This window comes from Chryseobacterium sp. CFS2 (assembly GCF_036543225.1).
Taxonomy (GTDB): domain Bacteria; phylum Bacteroidota; class Bacteroidia; order Flavobacteriales; family Weeksellaceae; genus Chryseobacterium; species Chryseobacterium culicis_A.
This window is the reverse complement of record NZ_JAZHQU010000002.1, coordinates 616,570-640,927: the sequence shown is the minus strand read 5'-3', so window position 1 is coordinate 640,927 and position 24,358 is coordinate 616,570. Positions and strand designations below refer to the sequence as shown.

Sequence of the window (24,358 nt, the reverse complement as noted above, 5' to 3'; positions counted from 1 at the left end):
AATGGACGAATAAGCGAAATTGTTTTTAAATTAAAACCCTCAAAGGTTTTGAAATCTATGAGGGCTATTTCTCTAATAATCTTAATTTCTTCCTTTTTCATTGGGGTACAAGGCAGGAAGCGGATCACTTTGCCAGAATTGTTTGGAATCAATATCCATGATGGATAAAGATCCGGTATAGGCTGCTCCGGTGTCCATATTCCAGATATTGGCTTTGTTGGCGGGCGTTGTCATTCCAATGTCAATAGTGGGCGTATGTCCGATAAATATTTCTTTGTATAAAAGCAGTCTTTTGGGATACAACTCTGAATTCTTTTCCAGTTTTTTATCCATTGCTACGGCTGTTTCCCATAGGGTTCTGTCCCAACGGTAATTGCTGGAATAGACTTCTCTTTCAGGGCCATGCATGGAAGCATATCCTGCATGAATAAACAAGCGGTTCTGATCATCAATGTGATAATTATTCATCCTTTGAAAAAATTCCAGATGGATATCCATATCTTCCGGGAGATAATCTTTGTAGCTTTCTACGGTACTTTTTCCGCCATTGAAAAGCCATACATCGGGGGTTTGTCCCAAAGCTAACCAATCTTCACACCAGGCATCATGATTTCCTTTGATGAAAATACATTCCTGTTTTTCGGAAAGTTCCATTAAAAATTTAATAATTTCGGAAGACTCGCTCCATCCATCCACATAATCTCCGAGGAAGATTAGTGTATCATTTTGGGTCACTCCTGCTCTTTCAAGAACCTGCTGTAAGGCTTTAAATCCTCCGTGAATGTCTCCTATTACTAATGTTCTTTTCATTTTACTTCGAAATGTATTTTGCATCTACAAAATCCGTAAGCCAGACTCCGTTTGCAGACTGGTAGAAAGATAATCCATCCTGATACATTGTTCCGGTTCTGATGGTAAGAATCACAGGTTTACCATGTCTCATTCCGACCTTTGTAGCGGTCTCTTTATCAGCACTTAAGTGTACATGCTGACGGGTTCTTTTTTCAATTCCTTTTCCCAAAATGGAAGAGATATTGGCTTCAGCAGTTCCATGATAAAGAAATTCAGGGGGTTGCTTTGTTTCCAACGCCAGATCTATATCAATAGAATGGCCCTGACTTGCTCTGATCATGGTTTTATTTTCGTTAAAAGCAAAACGCTTTTTGTTATTGGTTTCTACCACCTCATCCAGTTCTTCGGGAGTGAAATACACTCGTCTGTTGGCTGATTTTCCTCTCAGCTCTTCTATGTCTGCCCAACCATTTTCATCGAGCTTTAGTCCTATGCTTTCCGGCTGATGACGTAGGATCAGGCTTAAAAATTTACTTATTTTTTTCTTTTCTATTTCGTTCATCGTTTGTGTTTTAGTTCATTAATTTTTGGTGTAATTTCTCACACAATTTCTCAATATCATCCTTTCTCACCAGCTCTGAAATCCAATCTTCCGGAATATTTTCAAATCCATAATAAATACCCGCAATACCTCCTGTGATTGCTCCGGTGGTATCGGTATCTTCCCCGAGGTTTACCGCTTTCAAAACTGCTTCAGAATAGCTTTCTGAGTTGAGAAAACACCATAGAGAAGCTTCCAGGCTGTGAAGAACATAGCCAGAAGAGCTTATTTCCTCTTCCTGTAAAGTATGCAGGGGAGCCAAGTCATATTCACCTACTTTTAATTCTAAAATCCGGTGAAATTTATCCATTTCACTTTGCGAACAAATAAGATTATAATCCAAAAATTCTCTCACTGTTTTTTGCATTGTTCTATATGCTTCCCACTTTTCTTTCCCTTTTAGAATCTCCAACGCAAATTCCAAATAAATAAAACAGGCCAAAACTGAACGGATGTGTCTGTGTGTAATAGAGGAAACGTCTTTTATAATATCAAAACGTTTCTCGATAGGAAAATCCTTGATGTAAAATACGAGTGGCATAATCCTCATTAAAGAGCCGTTTCCATTGTCGAACTCAGAATTCCCACCACATAAAGTAGGAGAAACCCCTTTTCCAATTCTAAAAATAGCTTGTGAAGTTGCGATACCTATGTCAAAAACACGCCCATGAGGAGTCCATATTTCTGCATTATACCATTGCAAAAATTTCATTGCAATGTCTTCGAGATTATATCCTTTACACAAACTATCTGCAAGACACAGTGTCAAAGAACCATCATCACTCCATGTTCCTGCAGGTTGGTGATGGGTTCCTAAAGCACGCATTTTAGTAACTGGTGAGCGCTTAAGTTGTTCTCTACTCCTGAATTCTACCGGAACACCAAGCGCGTCTCCTATGCAAACGCCCATGATTCCGGCTTTTATTTTATTTTCCATCAGGCAAGATTGATCAGTTTATCAAACAACAGTTTCATTCCCTGGGTTGCTGTTTCTTTCATTACAACCGCTCTCTGTCCGTATCCAAATCCTGTTTCATTGGGATTGATGACGATTAAAAGACATTCATCTTTGATATCATGAATCAGTCCGGCTGCAGGATATACCTGTAAAGATGTCCCGATAACCAGTAAAATATCTGATTCTTTCACGATTTCTCTTGCGTTCTGATACAAAGGAACATCTTCTCCAAACCAAACGATAAATGGTCTTAATTGTGCTCCATCTTCGGCTTTGTCCCCAATTTTGATATCTTCTTTTTGTTCATAAATCAGACTTTTATTGTTGCATGAGCATGATTTGAACAATTCTCCGTGAATATGAAGGATATTGGTAGATCCTGCTCTTTCGTGAAGATCATCAATATTCTGGGTAATAATCTGAACATCAAAATGTTTTTCCAGTTCTGCCAGTAAGTGATGGGCTTCGTTGGGCTGTACTTCGTGCAGCTGGCGTCTTCTCTGGTTGTAAAATTCCAGCACCAAAGCTCTGTCTTTTCGCCATCCTTCCGGGCTTGCCACATCTGTTACATTATGATTTTCCCAGAGACCGTCTCCGTCTCTGAAGGTTTTTATTCCGCTTTCGGCACTGATTCCTGCGCCGCTTAATATGGTTAGTTTTTTCATGGGCTTAATCTAATAGTTTTTTGTAAATCAATTCATTTTCATCATCAAAGCAAACAAAAATAACTTTCTTAATGACATCTGACTTAAAGTTTCTGACCTCATCTACAGCAATTTTTCCTGCCAGTTCTTTTGGAAATCGGTAAACACCTGTACTGATATTAGGAAAAGCAATGGTTTCCACACCAAGACTTTCTGCCAATTTTAAGGAATTATGATAACAGTCTGCCAGAAGTTTTGATTCTTTTTCTGCATAACCGTTCCAAACCGGACCTACAGTATGAATAACATATTTCGCGGGAAGATTTCCTGCTGTTGTTACGACAGCTTCTCCTGTATTGCATTTACCTTGTCTGTTTCTAATCTCTCTACATTCTTCTAATATCACTGGACCTCCTGCTCTGTGGATAGCTCCATCTACTCCGCCTCCACCAAGTAAGGATGAATTGGCTGCGTTGACAATTGCATCGGCTTGGATTTTTGTGATGTCTCCTTTTATTAATTCAATTTTCATTGTATCTCTTCAAACGGTTTCAGCATTTCTTCTTTCCTGCTAAGCACTGCAAAAACCACTCTTTTAAATTTATTTTTATATTTTCCTTGAAGATGCTTCCTGAATAATCCTGCAATTTCTTTTGGATCATTTTTGAAAACGCCACATCCCCAGGCTCCTAAAATCAAGACCTCATTTCCTTGCTGTAAAGCCAGCGAAAGCATTTTATCCATTCTTAGATCCATTGCCTCAAGGATTTCATGTTCTCTTTCCGGTTCCTGACGTTTTACCACGCCTGCATTAACTGCCGGAGAGGTAATGAAGTTACACAGCACAGGCTTAGGAAGCAATTCTCCTTTATCTTTCCTGAAAACCGGAACTTTGGGACTGTAAATCATTGTATCAGTATAAAAACAGGATTCCATCGCGCGATGAACCGTGTAATAGCTCCAAGCCTGAAGTAGACTTTCATACAATCCGGAAGTTCTTGCCAGACTTTCTTCCTGTGCTTCCGCTCCGTTGATAAATCCACCTCCGGGATTTTTTGCTGATGCAAAATTCAGACACATGAGTTTTTCCTGATTTTCTTCTTCGGCTAATTGTAGAATTGCTTTTAAAGAACTGCATTTCCAGGTTTCAAATTGAGTTTCAAAACCTGTCTCTGGCATTGGGGATTCTTTCATTTCAGAAAGTTGTTCCGGAGTGAAAAGAACGGTTTCTTTTTTACTGATTTCCAGTTCGTTTTCTATATTTATTTTTTCGTTGTGTTCGTTGATATAATATTTTTTGGCCAGGATATCTAAGGTATCTTTTGCCATTCCTTTATTTGTCATGGTTAGTTTTTAATGTTAATCATCAGCTCTTCCAGTTCAGCATTTTGTGTCTTTTCAAAATCATCTCCAATAAATACTTTGGTTATTTTAATGTTGCCTACAATAGCTTTATTAAAGTTCTCCAGTTCTTCTGAAGGAACCCAAAGTTCATTATGGTTTCTTGCCCCTACATTCTGTGCAGGATATTGATCTGCTACTTCTTCCAATACATCAAACTGGGTTACAAAACCAAGATAGTTTCCGGCTTCATCTCTGGTGTTCCATTTTTCAGCAATCTCGGAAGCATATTCTTCATTAAGTACAGGATAGAAAATGGGCTGCCAATCCAATCTTGGAGGAAATTTTTTAAATCCACTTTCTATAATCAATATCATTTCTTTTTCTCCTACTGGTCTGTATAATGTTCTTGTTTTCATGGCATTTCTTTTAATTATTATTACGCTGTGGCTCCAATTTTGTGGGCCAGTTCATCTGATAAGGGATAATTCTTTTCTACAGGCAGCAGTTTCTTTGCCTTATCGAATTCCCCTGATTTGGTAAGGGTAAAAATCTTCTTAACCAAAGGGCTGTAATCCTCTATTTTCACAATCCATTCTTCATTAAATTCCTCAATCAGTGATCTGCTGATCCCAACCTGGATGGAACGGTAATTAAGTTTCGTTCCCTTAATATTTCTTTCAGGATCCCATTGCACATAAATTTCAGCATTTTCAAAGTCTTTTTCCCAATTTCGGGGATCAGGATAGACTCTTTTTTCTGGTGAAGTAAGTATTGCTTTGCTTAAAGCCTTCTCCCAGGCCTCTCTTTTAATGTGAATTGCCAGCGTACATTCCTGATTGGATTTCTGTCCATAGTTGCTGCGTTCCATCATCCAAAGAAAAGAAGGCTTTATCCAGGTCATTCTGTTCAATGAAAACGGTGCCATAAACTTCTGATTCTCTATAGCTGCTTTTGCAATTGTTTTATTATAAGCCTGGTATACTACCAGAGTATCATTTTTATAATCTGCTCTTATTTCAAATTCTTTCATCACTGTTAATTTATTAAAAATCATACACATACACCTCTACATTTTTTGCAAGCAGTGTTCTTTCAATAATAGGTTCTATTTCTTCCCATTTTCCTCCTGCCAGTCCGCACCCGATTCTCGGCATGTGAACACTTGCATTGAGCTCCAAAGCTTCATTGGCAAGTTTTTCCAAACCTTTTTCAATGGCATCATAACGAACAGGAACCCCTTTACTTCCGGTTTTTATTCCTTTTTGCCCAACCATATTGGCTACATAAATATATCTTTCAACCTGAACCAACTGAATTTCTCCTAAAGCAAAATTATTTTTACTTCTGAAGTGGTGCCAGTTTCTGTATTCTTTTTCCGGTTCTTCCCATCTTCTGGAAACTGCCAGTACAAAACCTTTTCCCCAACCTCCTACATCATTACAGATATGGGCAATAATTTTTATCCCTTTTGCCTCTGGCACTGTAGCATCTCCTTTTAAATATTGTATCGTTTTCATGGTTATTTACTTTTATTCATTATCAATATCCTGGCTCTGAACCCGTATAAAATTAATACTTGTATCGTCAAAATTTAAAAAATCTGCTTAAAATCTTTTGAATAAGGAGAATAAGATCCGTAGACAGCATCAAATTCTATATCCAGGTTTTCCAGCTTAAATTTCTCATCCATCTGATCCAAACAGGTAATCACAAGGTTCTTTTTAGCCGGAAATACATAAGCTCCATCTAACTTCAAAGCATAATTCAAGAGGCTGTAATCTATTTCTCCTGTTCTTAATTCTTTCTGGTATTCATTAAATGTACAGGTTTCTTCTTCATTATTTCTCAGGTTCATTTGTTTTTCATTGCTCATCCAGCCGTTTCCGTGACGGGTTGAATAGCTTCTGGTGACATAATACATTTCAATGTCTTCAATTTTTAAAAGCTTACAGATTTCGTATGCATTTTTTGAAGTGGTATGAGCATAGGTCACATTGGGAAAAACACCATGATCCATATCGAGTAAAATACCCTGGCTTCCTTCAAAAATAACGTGGTTGAATGAAGCCAGCCAGGTATAATCATTTATTTTCCAATCCATCCCATCAATAGCTTCTAAGAAAGGGTTCAAAAGTTCTCTGATCTCATTCTCTTCGACAAAGCCATAATAATAAGCGATTCCTTTTAGTTTTTCCATCAGCATTTCTCTGGGTCCAATCAGGTCTATGGCAAACAGTTTATAAGGGCTTTCGTTTCTTTTCATCGTTGCTCCTATTCCTTTTCCGCAAGTTCCGTGTTCCAGATTTCTGGTATTGGTTCTGTTCTGCCATACATCAAAAGGAGTGGTCACTTTCGCCAATGGATGAATATGCAGTTCAATATTTCCATTCTTTGCTTTTAATTCTTCTCTTTCATTGAAGAGAAAAACAGGATGTATCGTACAGTGCTCGGTGAAGTAAGAAGGCAGCCCTCTGAGTGCTCCACTTGCAAAACTGGAATGTACATGTTTTCTTTCATCCATCATTACGGTATGTGCTGCCTGCTGACCTCCTGAGAATCTGATCACAACAGCCTCAGGATTCTGAGAAGCCAGAAAATCTGTGGTAATTCCTTTCCCTTCATCACCAAAACCTAGTCCTATTACGATTTGCGCCTTTTTCATGTCCTTTTATTTTAAACGTCAATTGCCTTGTTCTAAAGCATCTGAAACTGATCTAAACCTGTTGTTCCCAAGGTTTTATTTTTAAACTTATCGCAGATAATTCCTTTGATAACATTAGGGATTTCTCTGTGATCTTCAATAGATATACAGTTTTGTCCTAACAATTCTCTCCATCCCCGGTCTGCTCTGAGTGCCTGATCAGAATGCAAAACAGTGATATGGTATACTTCATATTTTTTCTTTGCTTCTTCCAATAATTCAATATGGGTATACGTTTGCTGCCCTTTCCCCATAATTTCTCTGATGGCTGAAGCAGGAAGCGTTTTCAAACAAGGTTCATCGCCAATGGTAAACAGTAATCCTTTTTGCCCTCTTTTTTCAAAAGCATCTGTTCTGGTGTGGAATGCTGCAAAATACCATGCTAAAAGATAACTTTCACCGGCATTTCCACCTCCTCCGGATTCAATATAGGTTCTTGTCAGCCACATATCCAATTCTTCATCGCCTGACTCAAACTGCCCAGCCTGAAGCGGGTAACCATCGCATTCATGATCTCCAATTCCCAGGAATAATAAGGCTGGATCCGGAACTCCACCCTGGATAATTCCGCCCATTAGTTTGGGCAATCCATCTCTAATCAATTCATGGGGAATATGTCCCATACTTCCCGTAACATCTAATCCTAAAATAATCGGAACTGAGTGAGGATGAACTTCCGAATCTCTGGATTCTCTAAAAGAAATTCCGTGAGGGTTCATTGATTCGTGGGCCATTCTTTTGGCATTCTGAGTGAAAATTTCACCTGCGGATTTTGTTCCGTACCCTGCTTTTCTTGCTCTGTCATAACGAGCGTCTAAATCGTATCTTGTACTTCCCATGATTATAATTTTTTTCCAAATAAATATTCAAATCTCTTCTGGGTTACTTCAAGCTGAATATTCAGATTTCTGATTGTTAATGATAATTCCATGTCTTTCTGAACGAATGCTTCGGGATTGAAATCCGCAAAAGTCAGACTGTTTCTGTCTAAAGGACTGATATCAATAAGTCCTTCCTGTTCGCGCTCAAGTCTTTTGATTTTTAATTCGATATCTTCAACTCTGCGTCTGTAGATCAACTCGGAATCTGCTCCGATAATCTTTGCACGGTCTTCTCTGATCTGATCATTATTTCTTTGTAATGATTCGATAAATCTTGGTTTTAATTCATCTTCCATGATCAAACATTTTTATTTGTGTTAATAATACGCTAATTAAACAAGACATAGCAATGCCTTTCTTTTTTACGGATAATTTATACTTTTGAGTACATGATATCTGTTCTCAATACATATTTTAATCCGCTGATTAAAGTCTTTCCTTCATGCCTTAAAGGATGATGAAAAATAAGGGCTGTTCCTTTTTTGGGAGCTACTGTAAATAGGTTTTCAAACTCTGTTTCTCCTCCTTCAAAATCATCATTCAGATAGATCATAAAGGTATAAAAGCTTTTCTCTTTCTCATTTCGGATATAGCTTCCGTCTCTGTGCATCTTAAATTGTTGTCCCGGAGCGTACTTATAGACTCTGAGCATTTCATTAAAGTTAAACAGTTGATATCCATCACATTCCTGAGGTAAGAATTGGTTTGCTTTGTCAAAAAGATCCTGAGCAATGGCAGTATCAAAAATCATCAATCGGTCATTATTTCTGATTCCTTTGTTCATTTGCTGACGCCCAAATACATTGATCTTTGCTTCTTCAAAAACCTTTTCCTGTGAAAGACTGATGTATTGATCACATTTGGTTTCCGTAAGAAAATCTTCTATCAGAAATATCTGTGGGTGTAATTCTATTTTTTCCATAATTCCTATTTTGTGTTGGTGTTGTGTGTGTTTTTACCTTCTTAATTGATCTCTTACTTCCATCAAAGCAAATCCTAAGAGGTTTTCTCCGTTCCATAATAAAGGATTCTCAGCTCTGCTATCTGTTTCCAGCATTCCGATACCCCAGATTCTGTCATAGGGACTTGCTTCTACCAGAATTTTATCTCCGGTTGACAAAAGGAAATCTTTAAATTTCTGATTCTGAGAGAACTTCAAAAGGTTTCCTTGGGTTACCAGTTCATATTTATGTTCATCCCAAAGTTTCGCATTAAAGTTTTTTACTTTTCTACCCAGAGCTTTTGCCTGGTTAGGAGTATCCGACTTTAAAATTTCCGCTTCCGTTTCAGGATCATTAAACAATCTGGCCTTTCCAGCCATCATATAATGTTCTGCGGTCTTATAAATAATCCCGTTTTCTTCAAATCTTCCCGGGAACCATTGACTGAAACATGATTTGGTAATACTATCTTTTGCCGAATGCCCCCAGAAAAAAAGAAATTTTATCCTTTCCTTCTTCTGAAATCGTTCTGTAATATTTTGTAGGGTGTATTTCATGATTGCGTTATTTCTACACAAATTTAAAATATTATCAGTCTTTGCACCAAATTTATTTGTGTTAATTTTACGCTAATAAATTTAATCAATTGATTTTCAGGGACAAAAATTTAATTTCAACAAACACGAATAGCACAAATTTTAATCACAAATGACACCAATTTGATGCGTTTCGGCTAAAGCCAATTGAATTGAATTGAATTGAATGATAAAAAAACGGGCTAAGCCCGTTCCTATTGAATATATTATAATACTTTTTGTTCTAATATATTTGTGAACATTAGTGACACATTATTAATGAAATTTGTGTTTAGCTATAACTATTTTATTTCAAAATAAAAACCTTGCTCTTCCAGCTCTTTATACTTTTCTTTATTGAAAGTAAAAAGCTTTCCGGGTCTGCCGCTGCCTTCTTTTTTGACGTTATTTGTTTCGTTAAGCAGTCCGTAGCTCATGATTTTCTTACGGAAGTTTCTTCTGTCAATTTCCTGCCCCACAATGGTTTTATAAAGATTTTCAAGGTCTGAAAAAGGAAATTCTTCATTGAGAAGATTGAAACCGATGGGTTGATACTGAATTTTTGTACGCAGCCTTTTTAAAGCAGTCTCAATGATTGTTTTATGGTCAAAAGCCACAGAAGGAAGTTTATTAATACTGAACCATTGTGCATCTTCAGCATCTGAATCAGCAAAGAGTTCATGGTAAGATGGGTTTACAAGCCCCAGATACGCCACAGAAACCACTCTGTTCCTCGGATCACGACCCAGATTACCAAATGTGTAGAGTTGTTCTAAAAAATCAGGCTTTATGCCAGCTTCTTCATAGAGTTCTCTTTTTACTGCATCATCTACACTTTCATCATCGAGAACAAGTCCTCCCGGAAGAGCCCAGCCTCCTTTAAAGGGTTCTATATTTCTTTTAATCAGAAGGATCTGAAGATCTTTTTTATCAAAATATCCGAAAATAACGGCGTCTACAGCCACTTTTATATCCTGTAATTTTTTTGGGGACTCCATAAAATTGATTTGCGTTACGAATACACAAAGCTACGATTTATGCTGATAGTAAAAAATAATTTCGGTTATAATAAAAGTTCCTATCTTTAAGTTATTATTCTAACCATCTTAAAACTAAATTATTATGAAAAATGTATTAACAATTCTTTCTGTTGCTTTTTTATTAACAGCATGTGAGAAAGGAAAAACAACAGCTGCGAATGCTACTGATAAAACAGACTCTACCGCAACCAATTCTGAATGGAAACCCGTAGACTCCGCAACGGCTATGAAAAACTGGACGGAATATGCCACTCCTGGGGAAATGCAAAAAATGCTTGCAAAATCTGATGGGAACTGGGCCGGAGAAACTACTATGTGGATGGAAAATGGAGGAAAACCTATGGTAAGTAAATCCGAGGCTACTAATAAAATGATGTATGGCGGACGTTATCAGATGACTAATCACAAAGGCAACTTTATGGGAATGCCATTTGAGGGAATGAGCATTGTGGGATATGACAATTCCAAAAAGAAGTTTGTCAGTACCTGGATAGACAATATGGGAACCGGAATTATGCATAGCGAAGGAGATTGGAATCCTTCTACAAAATCAGTTGAGTTTAAAGGAAAAATGACCGATCCTTCAAGACCTGGAAAGGATTGTGATTTCAGAGAAGTTTTCACATTTGTGGATGATAATACTCAAAAACTGGAAATGTACGGCCCTGATTCCAAGACAGGAAAAGAGTACAAAACCATGGAAATAAAATATACCCGTAAGAAATAAATCCATAAAAAAACCGCTTCGTGTGAAGCGGTTTTTTATTTTTATAATGAATTAATCATTCAGTTTTAATACAGCCATGAATGCCGATTGTGGTACTTCTACTCTACCAATCTGCTTCATTTTCTTCTTCCCTTCTTTCTGTTTCTCCAATAATTTACGTTTTCTGGAGATATCTCCTCCGTAACATTTTGCAGTAACGTCTTTTCTTAAAGCTTTAATCGTTTCTCTGGCAATTACTTTCGTACCTAATGCAGCCTGAACAGCAATATCAAACTGCTGTCTAGGAATCAGCTCACGAAGTTTTTCACACATTCTTTTACCAATATAATAAGCGTTAGAATCGTGAATCAAAGATGATAGCGCATCCACCATATCCCCATTGATCAGGATATCCATTTTTACAAGCTTGGAAGCTCTGAACCCAATCGGGTGATAATCGAATGACGCATATCCTTTAGAGATTGATTTTAATCTGTCATAGAAATCGAATACCACCTCAGCAAGAGGCATATTGAAAATTAATTCTACTCTTTCTGATGTCAGATAACTTTGGTTAACAATTTCTCCTCTCTTTTCAATACATAAAGTCATAACAGCTCCCACGAAATCGGATTTTGTAATGATAGAAGCCTTGATGAAAGGTTCTTCTACTCTATCCATTGTAGAAGGATCCATCATTTCAGATGGGTTGTTAATCAGAATCGGAACTTCAGGTTCTTTTTTAGTATATCCAAAATAAGAAACGTTCGGTACCGTTGTGATCACGTTCATATTAAACTCTCTGTCAAGACGTTCCTGAACAATTTCCATGTGAAGCATTCCTAAGAATCCGCAACGGAAACCAAAACCAAGAGCGGCAGAACTTTCCGGTTCGAAAACCAGAGAAGCATCATTCAGTCTTAGTTTTTCAAGAGAGAATCTCAGCTCTTCAAAATCCTCAGAATCAATTGGATAAATACCAGCAAATACCATTGGTTTTACTTCCTCAAATCCATCGATAGGACCATCAGCAGGGTTTTCAAAAGAAGTGATCGTATCTCCTACTTTTACCTCACGGGCATCTTTAATCCCGGAAACCAGATATCCTACATCTCCACACTGAATGGTTTTCTTTGGAACCTGCTTCAATTTCAATGTTCCTACTTCATCAGCTCCATATTCTTTTCCGGTGGCGAAGAACTTGATCTTTTCATTTTTAGTAATACTTCCGTTCACAACTTTGAAATAGGCTTCGATTCCTCTGAAAGGGTTGTAAACAGAGTCAAAGATCAAAGCCTGAAGCGGACCGTCAGGATTTCCAACCGGTGCCGGAATTCTTTCTACGATCTGCTCTAAAAGATGGTGAACACCTTCTCCTGTTTTACCCGAAACTCTTAATACATCTTCATATTCGCATCCGATCAGATTCATGATTTCATCGGTTACTTCTTCAGGATTGGCAGACGGAAGGTCAATTTTATTCAAAATAGGAATGATCGTCAAATCATTTTCCAGTGCCAGATACAGATTACTGATGGTTTGTGCCTGAATACTTTGTGCAGCATCTACGATAAGAAGAGCTCCTTCACAGGCAGCAATAGAACGGGATACTTCATAAGAGAAGTCTACGTGTCCCGGTGTATCAATAAGGTTTAAAATATATTTTTCTCCTTTATACTCATAATCCATCTGGATGGCGTGTGATTTAATTGTAATCCCACGTTCTTTCTCCAAATCCATATCATCAAGCGTCTGAGACTGTAATTCTCTTTGGGTAACCGTATTCGTGTACTCCAATAGACGGTCTGCCAGGGTACTTTTACCATGGTCGATATGAGCGATTATGCAAAAATTTCGTATGTTTTTCATTTAAGAATCTTGTAATTTGCAAAGATAAGAAAATGCAAGAGAATTTTTCATTCTTAATTCTTTCTTTTCACTGAAACACAGATAACAATAAGAAGAGAAGCTCAAATTTTCCCTTTTTTTCAAATATTATTTCGTTTTACCAAAGTCTTCCGGTAACAAATAATTTCCTGTAAAAGGATCAAGATAAACTTTAGGGCCTAAAGTATTCTTCTTCTTATTTGAGAAACTGACATCTATAACTGCGCCAATAACACCACCAACGAGACCTCCTGCTCCAACACCAATGGTGACAGCACTTGTAGTGGTTTCAGGAAATAATTCTGCTTTAGTTACTTCAATAAAAACACCATTCTCATCTTTAAAAATCTCAGTATACCCAACAGGGATATTTTTGTATGCTATCCCATTATGCACAAAAGCATAAAAATGTCTTATTACCGTTTTATCCTCTCCTTTTACTGCCTTTGTCACCAATCCTTTATCATTAGCCTGCAAAGTAAATCCCGGTTCAGGAGTATGAGTAAAAAAGCTGTAATAATCTTTATATACTCCTTCTTTCAATTCGTTTGCTTTCAGAATACTAAGTTGTTCTTTTAATATAGAAGCATAGTTAGGAAGATCACTTTCTTGAATACTAAACTCCCATGGCATTCCTTTATAAGATTCTTTAAACAGATCAGTAAGAATTAAAGTCGCTTTTCTTGCCAGATTTTGAGCTAAATAAGGTGTTATACGTGATGAAACAGTTACTATCGTATCTTTTCTGTCAATAAAATGATAGCCATCTTCTTTCTTACTAAATGTGCTTGCTCTTAATTCAAGCTTTCCGATAGAATACTTTTCTTTTCTGTCTTCTGAAATTTTCAAATTTTCAAGCACGAAAACCATGTCATTATTCCCTCTCACCGGATTGTATTTATAAAACCAGTCTTGTATGTCTTTGCTGGCATTATTTTCGAAAATAATTTTCACCTCGTCCTTATGGTACATGATCATTCCAACTTCCCGATCTGCTCTCTGATCTATTACCGTAAGACTTTTAATAGAGTTTTTGCTGTCTTTAATGGATTTTGAAAGATCAATCGTTTCTGTTTTCTGTCCAAATAATACTATCGAAAATAATAAAAAGAAAAGTGTTTTTTTCATAAATAAACTTTACGGTAAAAATAGGAATTTAGAGTAAAATCAAACGGCTCTCACAAAAAGATCTGTGAGAGCCGTCCAACATTAAAAAAATAAACTATTATGGGTTTTGTTTAGGTCCCGAAGCATTGTTATTATTACCGTGAGGTTTTCTTTCATCCATTTTATCCTTCATCATTTTTTCAGATTGAAACAGCTTCAGAACTTTCTGGCAGGGAATTACCTGCTGCATTTTATCTGCGTATTTCTTTCTGTTATCCAATAACTTCTGACCTACTTCAAAACTTTGCTGCAATTTAGCCTTTGCTTCCTCATCCGTTAACGTTTCAGGATCAAAGTTTGAATTAAACTGGCTTTTTATCTGCTTCTGACTATCCAGATATTCGTTATATAATTGGGTAAATTCGGCTTTATCATCTGGATCAACATTCAGATTATCCATGATCATATTGTTCCTGAATTTCTTAAGGAGATCTTTTCTCTCTTCTGGAGAAAGATTATTGATGACTTCTTTCCTTTGCTTAGGATCCATCTTTTTCCAATCATAATCCGTTCTTTGGGCATTTAATCCAAAGCCGTAGATAATCAAAAACGTCAATAATATCTTTTTCATTTTCTTTTAATTATAAATATCCAAATAAACGTCCTGAGTCGAATTACTTGCTAACTCTGCAATTTCAGAATTAGAAAACGAGTCCAGATATTCATTCATTCGTGTTTCTTCTTTTTTCTTTACAGCTTTCACCGGTTTTGGTGTTTCTGTTATTTTTTTTGTTTCATTTACTCTTTCCGAAGCGTAAATAGCATTATCCTTTTGATTTCCAACTGTTTGATTATTATTTTCAACAGAAGTTAAATCCGATTTTAAAGTTTCATAAGCCAGCTCACTTTCTGTTTTTGGCTCTCCGTTATTGGCAACATACGCTGTTTTAGTGTTCAGTGTTTGTTCTGTGGAATTATTATCTGAATTAAAAACATAAGTTGCTCCAAAAATCAAAGCCAGTGATGCCGCTGCTGCATACATCCAGTTCAGCTTAAAGACAGGTGCTTTTTTACTTGTCTTTATATCATTCATAACGCTCTCCTGAATATTTTCAAACATATTATCAGGAACTGTGTAAATGTTTTTACGCTCTAATTTTTCTATGTCGAACTCTTTCATCTTTGTTGGGTCAAAAATTATTTTTCGTAATTTTCTTTAATATAATCTTCTATTTTCTGTTTGGCATAATGATAATTTGTTTTCAAAGTCCCTACCGACATATCTACAATTTTTGATATTTCTTCATAGGGCAAATCATCATAATACCGCATCATAAATACCAGTTTCTGCTTTTCGGGCAGACTCTGTATAGCGTTCTGCAGTAAAATCTGTATTTCTTCAGCATCTCCTTCCGTATTATCTGCAACGAGATTCTGCATGTGATACTCCGGATCCTCATCAGTTTTCTGCATTTTCTTCATTTTGTTGACCTGCTGTAGTGCTTCGTTGGTAGCGATTCTGTACAACCAGGTATACAACTGGCTATCATTTTTGAACTGATGAAAATTCTGATAAGCTTTAATAAAAGTTTCCTGCAAAGTATCCTGTGCAAGATCTCCGTCCACAATAATTCTTCTTATGTGCCAGTACAATCTGCTTTGATAGGCATCCATCAAGGCACGGACACCTTTATCCTGGGTCCGTGGATTCTGCATCAACGAAATAATTTCCGCGTCCTTAATCTTCATAAGATGCCTTACATTGTTTTGGATTACAAAAATAACTGAAAGTTAAATTACTTGTTTAATTTTCAATTTAAATATTAAAAATATTATGAGACACTTACGCAATAAACGTGCCTATATTGAAGTACAGAATTTCTGAAGTTGTCTTCCTTTTCTGACTCGGCTTAAAATCTTATATTTGTTATATGCAAATTGTAATCATCGGTTCCGGAAATGTGGCCTACCATATGGCAAAGGCTTTCACTTTGAAAAGCATTCCCATTGCCCAGATTTTTGGCAGGAACGAAAAAGAATTAAATAAAATTTCTGAAGAATTAGCTATTCCTTATTCCACAAACCGGCTGGAAGAAGCGGATCTTTATATTCTCTGTGTAAGTGATCATTCTGTAGAAGAAATTTCGAAGATCATTACCAAAAAAAACTGTTTGGTTGCCCATACATCCGGATCGCTTCCTAAAGAAGTTCTGGCTGGTGAGTATCGTAAAGCAAGCTTCTATCCTTTGCAGACCTTTTCAAAATCCAAAGAGCTGGAGTATGAAAAAATTCCTTTTTTCATAGAAGCAGAAAATGAAGAAGATCAAAAAATATTGTTTGACCTTGCCTCAAAGATTTCAGAAAAGGTGATGGAAAGCAATCACGAAAAAAGAAAATATATTCATCTGACTGCTGTTTTTGCCTGCAATTTTGTGAATCATCTTTTTTCTAGAGCTAAAGAAATTTCAGATTCCCAGGATATTCCGTTTGATTATTTCCTGCCGCTGATTGATGAAACAGTTCAGAAAATTCATGAAATTGAACCTAAGCAGGCACAAACCGGACCTGCAGTGAGAAATGATGTAAGAATTTTACAGCTGCATGAACAGTTATTAAAAGACGAAAGTCTTGAAATTTATAAAACAATGAATCATTCTATTCAGAAAATGTATGAGTTATAAAGAGAAATTAAAAGATATTAAAGCATTTGTATTTGATGTTGACGGAGTTTTCACCGACGGAAGTGTTTACTTGCTTCCCGGAGGAAATATGTGCAGAGTAATGAATGTACTGGACGGATATGCAGTGGTGAAAGCATTAAAAAATAATTATCTGATCGGTGTTATCACAGGAGGAAATGATGAAATGGTAAAACACAGGATCAATTATCTGGGTATTCAGGATTACTATCCGAAATCTCACAATAAAATGGAGGATTTTGAAGATTTTAAGAAGAAATACAATCTAAAAAATGAAGAGATTCTGACGATGGGTGATGATCTTCCGGACATTCATATCATGGAAAATTCAGCGATTGCGGCATGCCCTGAAAATGCAGTTCCTGAAGTAAAAGGAATTTCCGATTATATTTCCCCGAAAAAAGGAGGAACCGGTGCAGTACGCGATGTGATTGAACAAGTGATGAAAGTTCAGGGGAACTGGCATGATGATAATACCCAATCTGTATAACTACCGGCATGAAATTACTTTTAGCATCCCAATCACCAAGAAGAAAAGAACTTCTTTCCAGCCTTGGTTTTGAATTTGAAGTCGTAAAAATAGACTGTGAGGAAATTATCCCTGAAAACATCAAAATAGAGGAAGCTGCAGCTTACCTTTCTGACTTAAAAGCAGAAGCTTTCAGAAGTCTGGAGGCAGATGAAGTACTTCTGACTGCTGATACGGTAGTTGCTATTGACCATCAAATTCTGGGAAAACCTAAAGATGAAGATGATGCCTTTGCAATGCTTCAAAGTCTTTCGGGAAGAACTCATCAGGTCTATACGGGAATTACCATCAAAACAGCCAATACATCTTTTACAGAAACTGATGTAGCAGATGTTACGCTGGCTGAGCTTTCGGATGAAGAAATAAACTATTATATTCAGAAGTATAAGCCTTTTGATAAAGCCGGCAGTTATGGTGTCCAGGAATGGCTGGGAATGGCAAAGATCACAAGCCTTACAGGAAGTTATTATACAATTATGGGGCTTCCTACTCATCTTGTTTATAAAATATTGAAAGAAACCGCTCTGATGTAAGAGATTTTTGAAAATCCAAATGTCAGTTAAAGAAGAAATAAAATATTTTCGCAAGAAATATAAATATTATTCATTATAAAATTTTATTATTTTTACAAAATCATCAAATGCTGATAATAAAAAGTAGATTAGCGAGTTATATTGAATAATGAAAAAGAATATATTATTCCTTTTAGTGATATGCCTTGTTGCTTCCTGTGCTACCAAAACAAAAAAGCCAGAGCAGCGTTCAAGAGTATTAAAAGGGTTTTCCACATATTACAACACTCTGTTTAATGCGAAAGATGCGTTAAACAGTGAATTTACGACCAGAGACAAAGGACATAAAGACAACTTCTATGCTCCTTACATTCCCATTCTGACTTATGAAGAACAGCCTTTGGGAAGTGATCTTGGGCAAACGGAAGCTTTTGCAGAAAATTCTATGAAGATGGCTGAAGTAGCCAACAGACCTTCGGGAAGAGGGGATTCCGGAGCTCCCAACAGACCTGGGGCTTCAGGAAATGGACCTGCAAGACCAGATGGTGAACAAGGTAAAGGAGCGACTACACTTGAAATTGCAGAAGCTAAAGCTTTAAAAGCAATCAATAAATATTCTGTAACCAGGAATGGTGAAGAAAAAAATAAGCAGATTTTCGATGCCTATATGATCCTCGCCCAGGCAAGAATTTATCGAGGTAAATCTCTGGAAGCCCTGGATGCTCTCAATTATGTTTTCACTCATATGAAAGATGATAAAAGGATTGCATTGGCAAGAATTTATCAGGGTCTGGCTTATGATAAAATCAAAGATTATCACAGGGCACATGAAACTTTTGCCAAACTGAAAGGAGAAGATATCAGTAAGAGCTATGCAAAACTGCTGAGCATTTATTATTCTGAATCCCTTCTTGAGGCCGGTAAAAAAGAAGAAGCTGCCAAAGAACTTGATGATGCTTTTGAGCTGAATGGCAACAGAAAACTGAAAAGCAGAATTGCTTATCTGAGAGGTCAGGTTCTGGAAAATCTTAACCAAAATGATAAAGCAAGAGAAAGCTATACTGCGGCTTATAAATACGCTAGTGATTTTGAATTTGAAGTAAAATCCCAGATTGCTATTGCCAAAACTTTTAACGGTAAAGGCGATTATGCCGGTGCCAAAAATTATCTGGAAGGAATCAGTAAAAAAGGGATGTATGGCTCCAGAAAGAATGAATTTTACTATGCTTTGGGTTTAATGGCCAATAAAGCAGGAAAAAAAGACGAAGCTCAGCAATTCTTCAGAAAATCTCTTTTTGAAAAGGTTTCTGATCCTCAGATCCGTGGCTTGGCTTATTATGAAATAGGAAAAAGCTACCTTGACAAAAATGATTATATCGGAGCCGGAAGCTACTATGATTCTGCATTGGCTGTAATGACTTATGAACCTTCTAAAATCCTGTTAAAAGATCAGTCCGCATATATTAAAAAGATTTCCAGAAACTACTATCTGATCAAAAAGAATGACAGTATTCTTTCTCTGGCAAAGATGAGCGATGCCCAGAAAACAGATTATTTCACAAAATACATTGCAAAATTAAAGGTTAAAGAAGAAAAAGAAGAACAGGAAAGAAGGCGTGCGGAAAGAAGCAAAGGATTTGATACCGGAGATTATAGTGCCAATTCTATTTTTGCCAATAGTTCCAATTCTTTTGAGGATTTTGGAATAACTACAAAAGGTTTTTACTTCAGTAATTCAGGTACTGTAAGCAAAGGAACATCTTCATTTAAGCAAATCTGGGGAGACCGTGCTCTTGCTGACAACTGGCGTTCTTCCAAGAAAATGGCCTCTATTGAAGATATGAAGAATGAAGCATTGGGAGTTAATTCAGCACCTAATCCAAGACGTTTTGAGCCTGCGTATTATATCGAACAGATTCCTTCGGATCAGGGTAAATTATCTCAGTTAAAAAAGGACAGAGATACGGCTTCATTAGGTCTGGGAATTATGTATCAGAACTATTTTACCAATACTCCCCTAGCTACGAAAACACTTTATGATCTTGTAGATGTAAAACCGGAAGAAAAGGTAATGTTACAGGCCCTGTATGAGATTTTTGCCATGAATTATGAAAAAAATCCACAGGCTTCTGAAAGAGCAAAACAAATCCTATTAGCAGATTATCCCTATACTTCTTATGCTGAGTTTGCGAGAAATCCTAAGAATAAATCATTTGTAAAATCAACTGAAGAAGTTGAAAACGAATATAAAAAGGCATATGCACTGTTTGAATCAGAAAAATTTGCAGAAAGTAAAGATATAATTGATCAAACGATCCAGAAGTTTCCGAAAGATGCCCTGGTACCTAAGCTTTACCTTTTAAATGCATTCAACGCAGGAAAATCCAGTGGAAAGGAAGTAATGATTCTGCAGCTTGAGCAGATTGCCCTGAATTATTCTAAAACATCTGAAGGAATAAGAGCCAAAGAAATGCTGAATTATCTGAAAAGTGATTTGAGCTTCCAGGCAACGGATAATAAAGGAAATTCAATTCCTGAGCGACCTTCAGGAGCTCCTGTACAGCCAAGTACCCAAAATACCGGTATTCCACAAATGAACAACGGAAAAGTACAGAAACTGGAAAATGTCAATCTCCAGCCACAAAATGGAGCTACTACTCCACCGCAAAATGACAAAACGAAATCAGGGTCAAAGTCACTACCAAGACCTCAATAAAATAAAAAAGCGAAGATTACTCTTCGCTTTTCTTTTTCTTTACTCCATGGAAATCTTTGAGATAAAAAGGTTCGAAATAAGCCATATCTTCAAATTCCTTGTTTTCTATTTTTGCCAGTGTTTTCCTGATGAGATATTGTGCGGAAGGATAAACATCCTCTTTAAAAACAGCATTCGGAAGATTCAGTATTTCTTTTGCTTTTTTAGCACCATCCCCTACAAACAATACTTTTTTATCTTTTAATTCTTCAAAAGAAGCTTCATCTAAAATCTTAGCTTCGGTCTCAGAGAATTCCTTCCCTGTATTACCATCATAAACGGCCGTATAAGCCTCCATTCTCCTTGCATCAACCAAAGGCACAACCAAATCGTAGTTATCGCCTAAAAACGGCTCTATCATGCTTTCAAGAGAATTTACAGCTACCAGAGGAACCTTGAGCCCATAGCAAAATCCTTTTGCAGAAGCAGCACCAATTCTTAAACCGGTATAGGATCCCGGACCTTTACCTAAAGAAACAGCTTCAATATCTTTAAGTGAAATCCCCGCTCCTTCCAATGCCCACTCAACATAGGTATGAAGACTTTCAGACTGTTTATAGTTTTCAGAAACCTCTTCACAAAGACATAGGAGCTTCTCATTGTCTGATACAGCTACTGAACAGTTTTTGGACGATGTTTCCAGATATAGAATTTTCATTTTTTTATTTTAAGCTAAGCTGCAATATTGCAAGAGCAAAATCGCTTTTAATATTCCGCAAATTTACTCCATTATTTTGGACTATTTTCTATAAATCGTTCTCGGCTCTGCCTGAGCACTTGGATAGATGGTCATATCTGAAACCGTAACATGCTTTGGTGCGTTCACACAATAGGCAATTGCATCGGCAATGTCTTCAGCTTTCAGAGCATCATAGCCCGCATATACGGTTGAAGCTTTCTCACTATCTCCTTTGAATCTTATCAGAGAGAAATCAGTTTCTACAGCACCCGGCTGGATGTTCGTTACTTTGATTCCAAATTCAGTAAGTTCTAATCTCATTCCCTCAGAAATCACGTCTACTGCTTTCTTCGTTGCACAGTACACTACTCCATTTGCATAAGTTTGTCTCGCTGCTACAGAACTGATATTTACAATATGACCTAAATTTTTAGTTTTCATAATTGGGATAATCATTTTAGAAACATAGAGCAATCCCTTTACATTGCCATCAATCATAGAATCCCAGTCATCTGTTTTACCAGCGGACAGAGGATCTAATCCATGAGCATTCCCTGCATTATTAATCAGAACATCAATATCTTTCCAGTTTTCAGGAAGGGAATTAACCGCTGTTTCAACTTCTTCAAGATTTCTTACATCAAACATTAAACTAAATATTTCGGTAAATTGTGAAAGCTCTGTTTTCACAGATTCCAGCACTTCACTTCTTCTTCCACAGATAATAATTCGGTTCCCTTGTTTTGCAAGAAGTTCTGCAGTGGCTTTTCCTATACCGGAAGTAGCTCCGGTGATGAATATTGTCTTCATAAAATTGTTTATTAAATGTATGAATGGAATACTTTACCAATAGCAAGACTGTATGACCTTCATACATTGTTATTTTGATTTACTAATTTGCATCAAATGCCTGAAAAGCATCTGTGATATGATCAATAATTAAATTTTTGTTTTCATCGGGGAGAACAGAGATAATATCAAATCTTACCTCATTATTTTTATTAAATTCTTCCAGATAATGATTGGCAGCCGAGACAATAGATTTTATCTTCGTTTTGGTTACGGCTTCATGGGGCAGCATAAAGACATCAGTAGATCTTGCCTTCACTTCGATAATAATAATCTCATTATCTTTTTCAGCAATAATATCAATCTCCGCTTTCTGAAAACGGAAGTTTCTGACCAGGATTTTGTACCCCTTTTTCTGAAGATAATCAGCAGCAAGATTCTCTGCTATTTTTCCAAAATCGTTATGATGAGCCATATTGTATGTTTAAGAGTTTGGAGATAGGAGAGTGGTGATATTTAAAACTCTACTTTGACCTTAGTGCCAACCTTCACTTTAACATTTCCACCTATTAATAGCGGCCTATTGTCCTTAATATGTCCATTGGGGAAACCGAATATCACAGGAAATTTATACTTTGAAATTCTCTCAGAAATTAGCTTATAAGCAAACTCATCAAAGCTTTCCTCATAGCTTTTATTCTCCTTTTCATCTCCCATATTGGTCATGCCTCCAACGATGAGTCCTTTGATTTTATTGAATACTCCGGCCAGCTCCAGCGTCATAATCATACGATCAAGCGCATAAAAGTTTTCTCCGATATCTTCAATAAACAAGATTTTATCTTTAAAGTCGAATGAATATTTAGTTCCTAAAAGGGCATAAATAAGGGCTAAATTCCCTCCAACCAATTCTCCTTCAATATTCCCTTCTTTATTGAATTGATGAGATTCAAGGCTATATTTTGGTTTTTTCCCTTTTAAGATATCAAAAATCAGGTCATAGCTTTCTTCCGTAACCCCAAAACTCGAAGTTTTAATCGTTTGTCCGTGAATGGAGGCAAAACCTTTTTTCAACAGATAACTTTGAATTACCGTATTATCAGAGTAGCCAATGTACCATTTCGGGTTTTCAGTAAAGTTTTTCGGTTTCAGATGCTGAATCAGATGCTGGCAGCCATAGCCTCCTCTGGAAGCCCATACAGCTTTAACCTCTGTATCATTTAAAGCCCAGTTGATATCTTTTATTCTTTCCTTTTCTGTTCCGGCATAATTGTATCCGTTTGAAAATTTGGTGTAAAGATGTTCCCCGAGAATGGGTTCAAAACCTCTACTTTTAATCATTTCTATTCCCTTTTCCAGTTGAGAGGCATCTACCGATCCTGCAGGGGAAATAACAGCTATTTTGTCTCCTTTTTTAAGAGACTTAGGAAAGATCATTTTTTTCATTTTGTTTTTTGATATTTTACTTCTTTCTTCTCTGCTTCTTCCAGCTGTCTTTCAAACTGGTTGAACTTCTTGAAACTTTGCAGGAAGATAAAGAAACTGAATACAATAAGAATACAGCCAACAACTCTTCTGATTTGGTTGGCTAGTTTTTGTGTTAATTTATCGTGAAATTGCTTGGCAAGAAATATCTTCGCAAGATCTATTGAAAGGTATGTGCCCAATACTATGCCTATGTATAAAATAAAACTGCTGGTGTCCGGATATTGATTCCTTACAGAAATTACTGTTACCAGCCAGAAAAGGATAACACCAACATTTAAGAGATTAAAGAAAAAACCATTGAAAAATGTTTTAAAATAATTCTGTCCAATGATCCTTTCCTCACCAGGCATATGCATTTTCGTCTTGGTAACCAGCATTACGATCCCGTAGATAAAAATAAGAATAGAAGTGATCCTATAAAATCCCGGATGTTTATCAATTAAAGTGACGATATCTGTACTGGCATAGTACGCTGCTACAATACATAATAAATCTGCCGTAATAACACCAAGATCCAGTGATAAGGCATGTCTGGGGCCTCTGGAAAAGCTGGTTTCAATTAACAGGAAAAATATAGGTCCTATGAAAACCAGGCTCAGCATAAATCCTAATATGATGGCAGATAGTACAAGTTCTAGCATTAAGTGGTATTTTAAAATGAAAAAAAATTCATTTCGTTTTATACAAAGTTATACTTTATGATTTAATTATTCAATAAAGTTGCAATATA

General features: G+C 36.6%; 30 protein-coding genes. 5 read left to right on the top strand and 25 right to left on the bottom strand.

From position 1 onward, the window contains the following. Window positions 1-81: 81 nt before the first annotated feature. From ODR02_RS06360 to ODR02_RS06290, 15 genes are all read right to left on the bottom strand, one after another. Window positions 82-810: a metallophosphoesterase family protein gene (locus ODR02_RS06360; protein ID WP_309511873.1), complete on the bottom strand. Its 729-nt coding sequence runs from the start codon at window positions 808-810 to the stop codon at window positions 82-84. Between the two features lies 1 nt (window position 811). Next, complete coding sequence (locus ODR02_RS06355) at window positions 812-1,354, bottom strand: RNA 2'-phosphotransferase (protein WP_309511872.1); 543 nt, start codon at window positions 1,352-1,354, stop codon at window positions 812-814. Window positions 1,355-1,364: 10 nt separating this feature from the next. Beyond that, a complete protein-coding gene (locus ODR02_RS06350) occupies window positions 1,365-2,330 on the bottom strand; it encodes an ADP-ribosylglycohydrolase family protein (RefSeq protein WP_309511871.1) in 966 nt (321 codons plus the stop codon). Further along, a complete protein-coding gene (locus ODR02_RS06345) occupies window positions 2,330-3,016 on the bottom strand; it encodes an SIR2 family NAD-dependent protein deacylase (RefSeq protein ID WP_309511870.1) in 687 nt (228 codons plus the stop codon). Before ODR02_RS06345 ends, ODR02_RS06350 begins: the two co-directional genes overlap by 1 nt. A gap of 4 nt (window positions 3,017-3,020) precedes the next feature. Further along, window positions 3,021-3,527, bottom strand: a complete 507-nt coding sequence (locus ODR02_RS06340) for an O-acetyl-ADP-ribose deacetylase (RefSeq protein ID WP_309511869.1) — start codon at window positions 3,525-3,527, stop codon at window positions 3,021-3,023. Then, the gene (locus ODR02_RS06335) at window positions 3,524-4,339 is read right to left on the bottom strand and encodes a TIGR02452 family protein (protein WP_309511868.1); all 816 of its coding nucleotides are present in this window, start codon (window positions 4,337-4,339) and stop codon (window positions 3,524-3,526) included. Before ODR02_RS06335 ends, ODR02_RS06340 begins: the two co-directional genes overlap by 4 nt. Before the next feature lie 2 nt (window positions 4,340-4,341). Further along, complete coding sequence (locus tag ODR02_RS06330; RefSeq protein ID WP_309511867.1) at window positions 4,342-4,755, bottom strand: ADP-ribosylation/crystallin J1; 414 nt, start codon at window positions 4,753-4,755, stop codon at window positions 4,342-4,344. Between the two features lie 20 nt (window positions 4,756-4,775). Then, window positions 4,776-5,369 carry a DUF4291 domain-containing protein gene (locus tag ODR02_RS06325; RefSeq protein WP_309511866.1) on the bottom strand — a complete coding sequence of 198 codons (594 nt, stop codon included), beginning with the start codon at window positions 5,367-5,369 and terminating at the stop codon, window positions 4,776-4,778. Between the two features lie 13 nt (window positions 5,370-5,382). Continuing rightward, complete coding sequence (locus ODR02_RS06320) at window positions 5,383-5,856, bottom strand: macro domain-containing protein (protein WP_309511865.1); 474 nt, start codon at window positions 5,854-5,856, stop codon at window positions 5,383-5,385. A gap of 74 nt (window positions 5,857-5,930) precedes the next feature. Continuing rightward, entirely contained in the window at window positions 5,931-7,001 is a 1,071-nt protein-coding gene (locus ODR02_RS06315) for an adenylosuccinate synthetase (RefSeq protein WP_309511864.1), read from the bottom strand. Between the two features lie 32 nt (window positions 7,002-7,033). After that, a complete protein-coding gene (locus ODR02_RS06310; protein ID WP_309511863.1) occupies window positions 7,034-7,879 on the bottom strand; it encodes a hypothetical protein in 846 nt (281 codons plus the stop codon). A gap of 2 nt (window positions 7,880-7,881) precedes the next feature. Beyond that, entirely contained in the window at window positions 7,882-8,217 is a 336-nt protein-coding gene (locus tag ODR02_RS06305; protein ID WP_120232302.1) for a hypothetical protein, read from the bottom strand. A 77-nt stretch (window positions 8,218-8,294) separates the two neighbouring features. After that, entirely contained in the window at window positions 8,295-8,843 is a 549-nt protein-coding gene (locus ODR02_RS06300) for a 2OG-Fe(II) oxygenase (protein WP_309511862.1), read from the bottom strand. A 33-nt stretch (window positions 8,844-8,876) separates the two neighbouring features. Beyond that, entirely contained in the window at window positions 8,877-9,419 is a 543-nt protein-coding gene (locus ODR02_RS06295) for an NADAR family protein (RefSeq protein WP_209786538.1), read from the bottom strand. Between the two features lie 320 nt (window positions 9,420-9,739). Beyond that, window positions 9,740-10,435, bottom strand: coding sequence for an NUDIX hydrolase (locus ODR02_RS06290; protein WP_034694004.1), 696 nt, complete (start codon window positions 10,433-10,435; stop codon window positions 9,740-9,742). A 124-nt stretch (window positions 10,436-10,559) separates the two neighbouring features. On the opposite strand from ODR02_RS06290, the gene ODR02_RS06285 reads away from it, so the two are divergent. Beyond that, a complete protein-coding gene (locus tag ODR02_RS06285) occupies window positions 10,560-11,204 on the top strand; it encodes a DUF1579 domain-containing protein (protein WP_209786537.1) in 645 nt (214 codons plus the stop codon). A gap of 51 nt (window positions 11,205-11,255) precedes the next feature. Here ODR02_RS06285 and lepA read toward each other — a convergent pair whose 3' ends face one another. From lepA to ODR02_RS06260, 5 genes are all read right to left on the bottom strand, one after another. Beyond that, window positions 11,256-13,052 carry a translation elongation factor 4 gene (gene lepA / locus ODR02_RS06280; RefSeq protein WP_105702314.1) on the bottom strand — a complete coding sequence of 599 codons (1,797 nt, stop codon included), beginning with the start codon at window positions 13,050-13,052 and terminating at the stop codon, window positions 11,256-11,258. A 126-nt stretch (window positions 13,053-13,178) separates the two neighbouring features. After that, the gene (locus ODR02_RS06275; protein WP_309511861.1) at window positions 13,179-14,198 is read right to left on the bottom strand and encodes a hypothetical protein; all 1,020 of its coding nucleotides are present in this window, start codon (window positions 14,196-14,198) and stop codon (window positions 13,179-13,181) included. A 97-nt stretch (window positions 14,199-14,295) separates the two neighbouring features. Then, the gene (locus ODR02_RS06270; protein WP_105682907.1) at window positions 14,296-14,808 is read right to left on the bottom strand and encodes a hypothetical protein; all 513 of its coding nucleotides are present in this window, start codon (window positions 14,806-14,808) and stop codon (window positions 14,296-14,298) included. Window positions 14,809-14,814: 6 nt separating this feature from the next. Continuing rightward, a complete protein-coding gene (locus tag ODR02_RS06265; RefSeq protein ID WP_309511860.1) occupies window positions 14,815-15,357 on the bottom strand; it encodes a hypothetical protein in 543 nt (180 codons plus the stop codon). 17 nt (window positions 15,358-15,374) lie between these two features. Next, complete coding sequence (locus tag ODR02_RS06260; protein ID WP_034694015.1) at window positions 15,375-15,926, bottom strand: RNA polymerase sigma factor; 552 nt, start codon at window positions 15,924-15,926, stop codon at window positions 15,375-15,377. 182 nt (window positions 15,927-16,108) lie between these two features. On the opposite strand from ODR02_RS06260, the gene ODR02_RS06255 reads away from it, so the two are divergent. From ODR02_RS06255 to porW, 4 genes are all read left to right on the top strand, one after another. Continuing rightward, entirely contained in the window at window positions 16,109-16,858 is a 750-nt protein-coding gene (locus ODR02_RS06255) for a Rossmann-like and DUF2520 domain-containing protein (RefSeq protein ID WP_209786533.1), read from the top strand. After that, window positions 16,848-17,366 carry a KdsC family phosphatase gene (locus tag ODR02_RS06250; protein ID WP_105682910.1) on the top strand — a complete coding sequence of 173 codons (519 nt, stop codon included), beginning with the start codon at window positions 16,848-16,850 and terminating at the stop codon, window positions 17,364-17,366. Before ODR02_RS06255 ends, ODR02_RS06250 begins: the two co-directional genes overlap by 11 nt. 8 nt (window positions 17,367-17,374) lie before the next feature. After that, on the top strand, window positions 17,375-17,938 hold the full coding sequence (locus tag ODR02_RS06245; protein WP_105682911.1) for a Maf family protein: 564 nt from the start codon (window positions 17,375-17,377) through the stop codon (window positions 17,936-17,938). A 148-nt stretch (window positions 17,939-18,086) separates the two neighbouring features. Next, on the top strand, window positions 18,087-20,633 hold the full coding sequence (gene porW / locus ODR02_RS06240) for a type IX secretion system periplasmic lipoprotein PorW/SprE (RefSeq protein WP_309511859.1): 2,547 nt from the start codon (window positions 18,087-18,089) through the stop codon (window positions 20,631-20,633). 16 nt (window positions 20,634-20,649) lie between these two features. Here the strand turns inward: porW and tsaB are convergent, their stop codons facing one another. The 5 genes from tsaB to ODR02_RS06215 form a co-directional block, all read right to left on the bottom strand. Then, window positions 20,650-21,330, bottom strand: coding sequence for a tRNA (adenosine(37)-N6)-threonylcarbamoyltransferase complex dimerization subunit type 1 TsaB (gene tsaB, locus ODR02_RS06235; RefSeq protein ID WP_309511858.1), 681 nt, complete (start codon window positions 21,328-21,330; stop codon window positions 20,650-20,652). 81 nt (window positions 21,331-21,411) lie between these two features. Beyond that, window positions 21,412-22,161: an SDR family NAD(P)-dependent oxidoreductase gene (locus tag ODR02_RS06230; protein ID WP_209786529.1), complete on the bottom strand. Its 750-nt coding sequence runs from the start codon at window positions 22,159-22,161 to the stop codon at window positions 21,412-21,414. Window positions 22,162-22,243: 82 nt separating this feature from the next. Further along, window positions 22,244-22,615, bottom strand: coding sequence for a YraN family protein (locus tag ODR02_RS06225; RefSeq protein ID WP_209786528.1), 372 nt, complete (start codon window positions 22,613-22,615; stop codon window positions 22,244-22,246). A gap of 41 nt (window positions 22,616-22,656) precedes the next feature. After that, entirely contained in the window at window positions 22,657-23,586 is a 930-nt protein-coding gene (locus ODR02_RS06220) for a S66 peptidase family protein (RefSeq protein ID WP_209786527.1), read from the bottom strand. Next, window positions 23,583-24,269, bottom strand: coding sequence for a LysE family translocator (locus ODR02_RS06215; RefSeq protein WP_209786526.1), 687 nt, complete (start codon window positions 24,267-24,269; stop codon window positions 23,583-23,585). The genes ODR02_RS06220 and ODR02_RS06215 overlap by 4 nt, the downstream gene beginning before the upstream one ends. Window positions 24,270-24,358 lie beyond the last annotated feature (89 nt).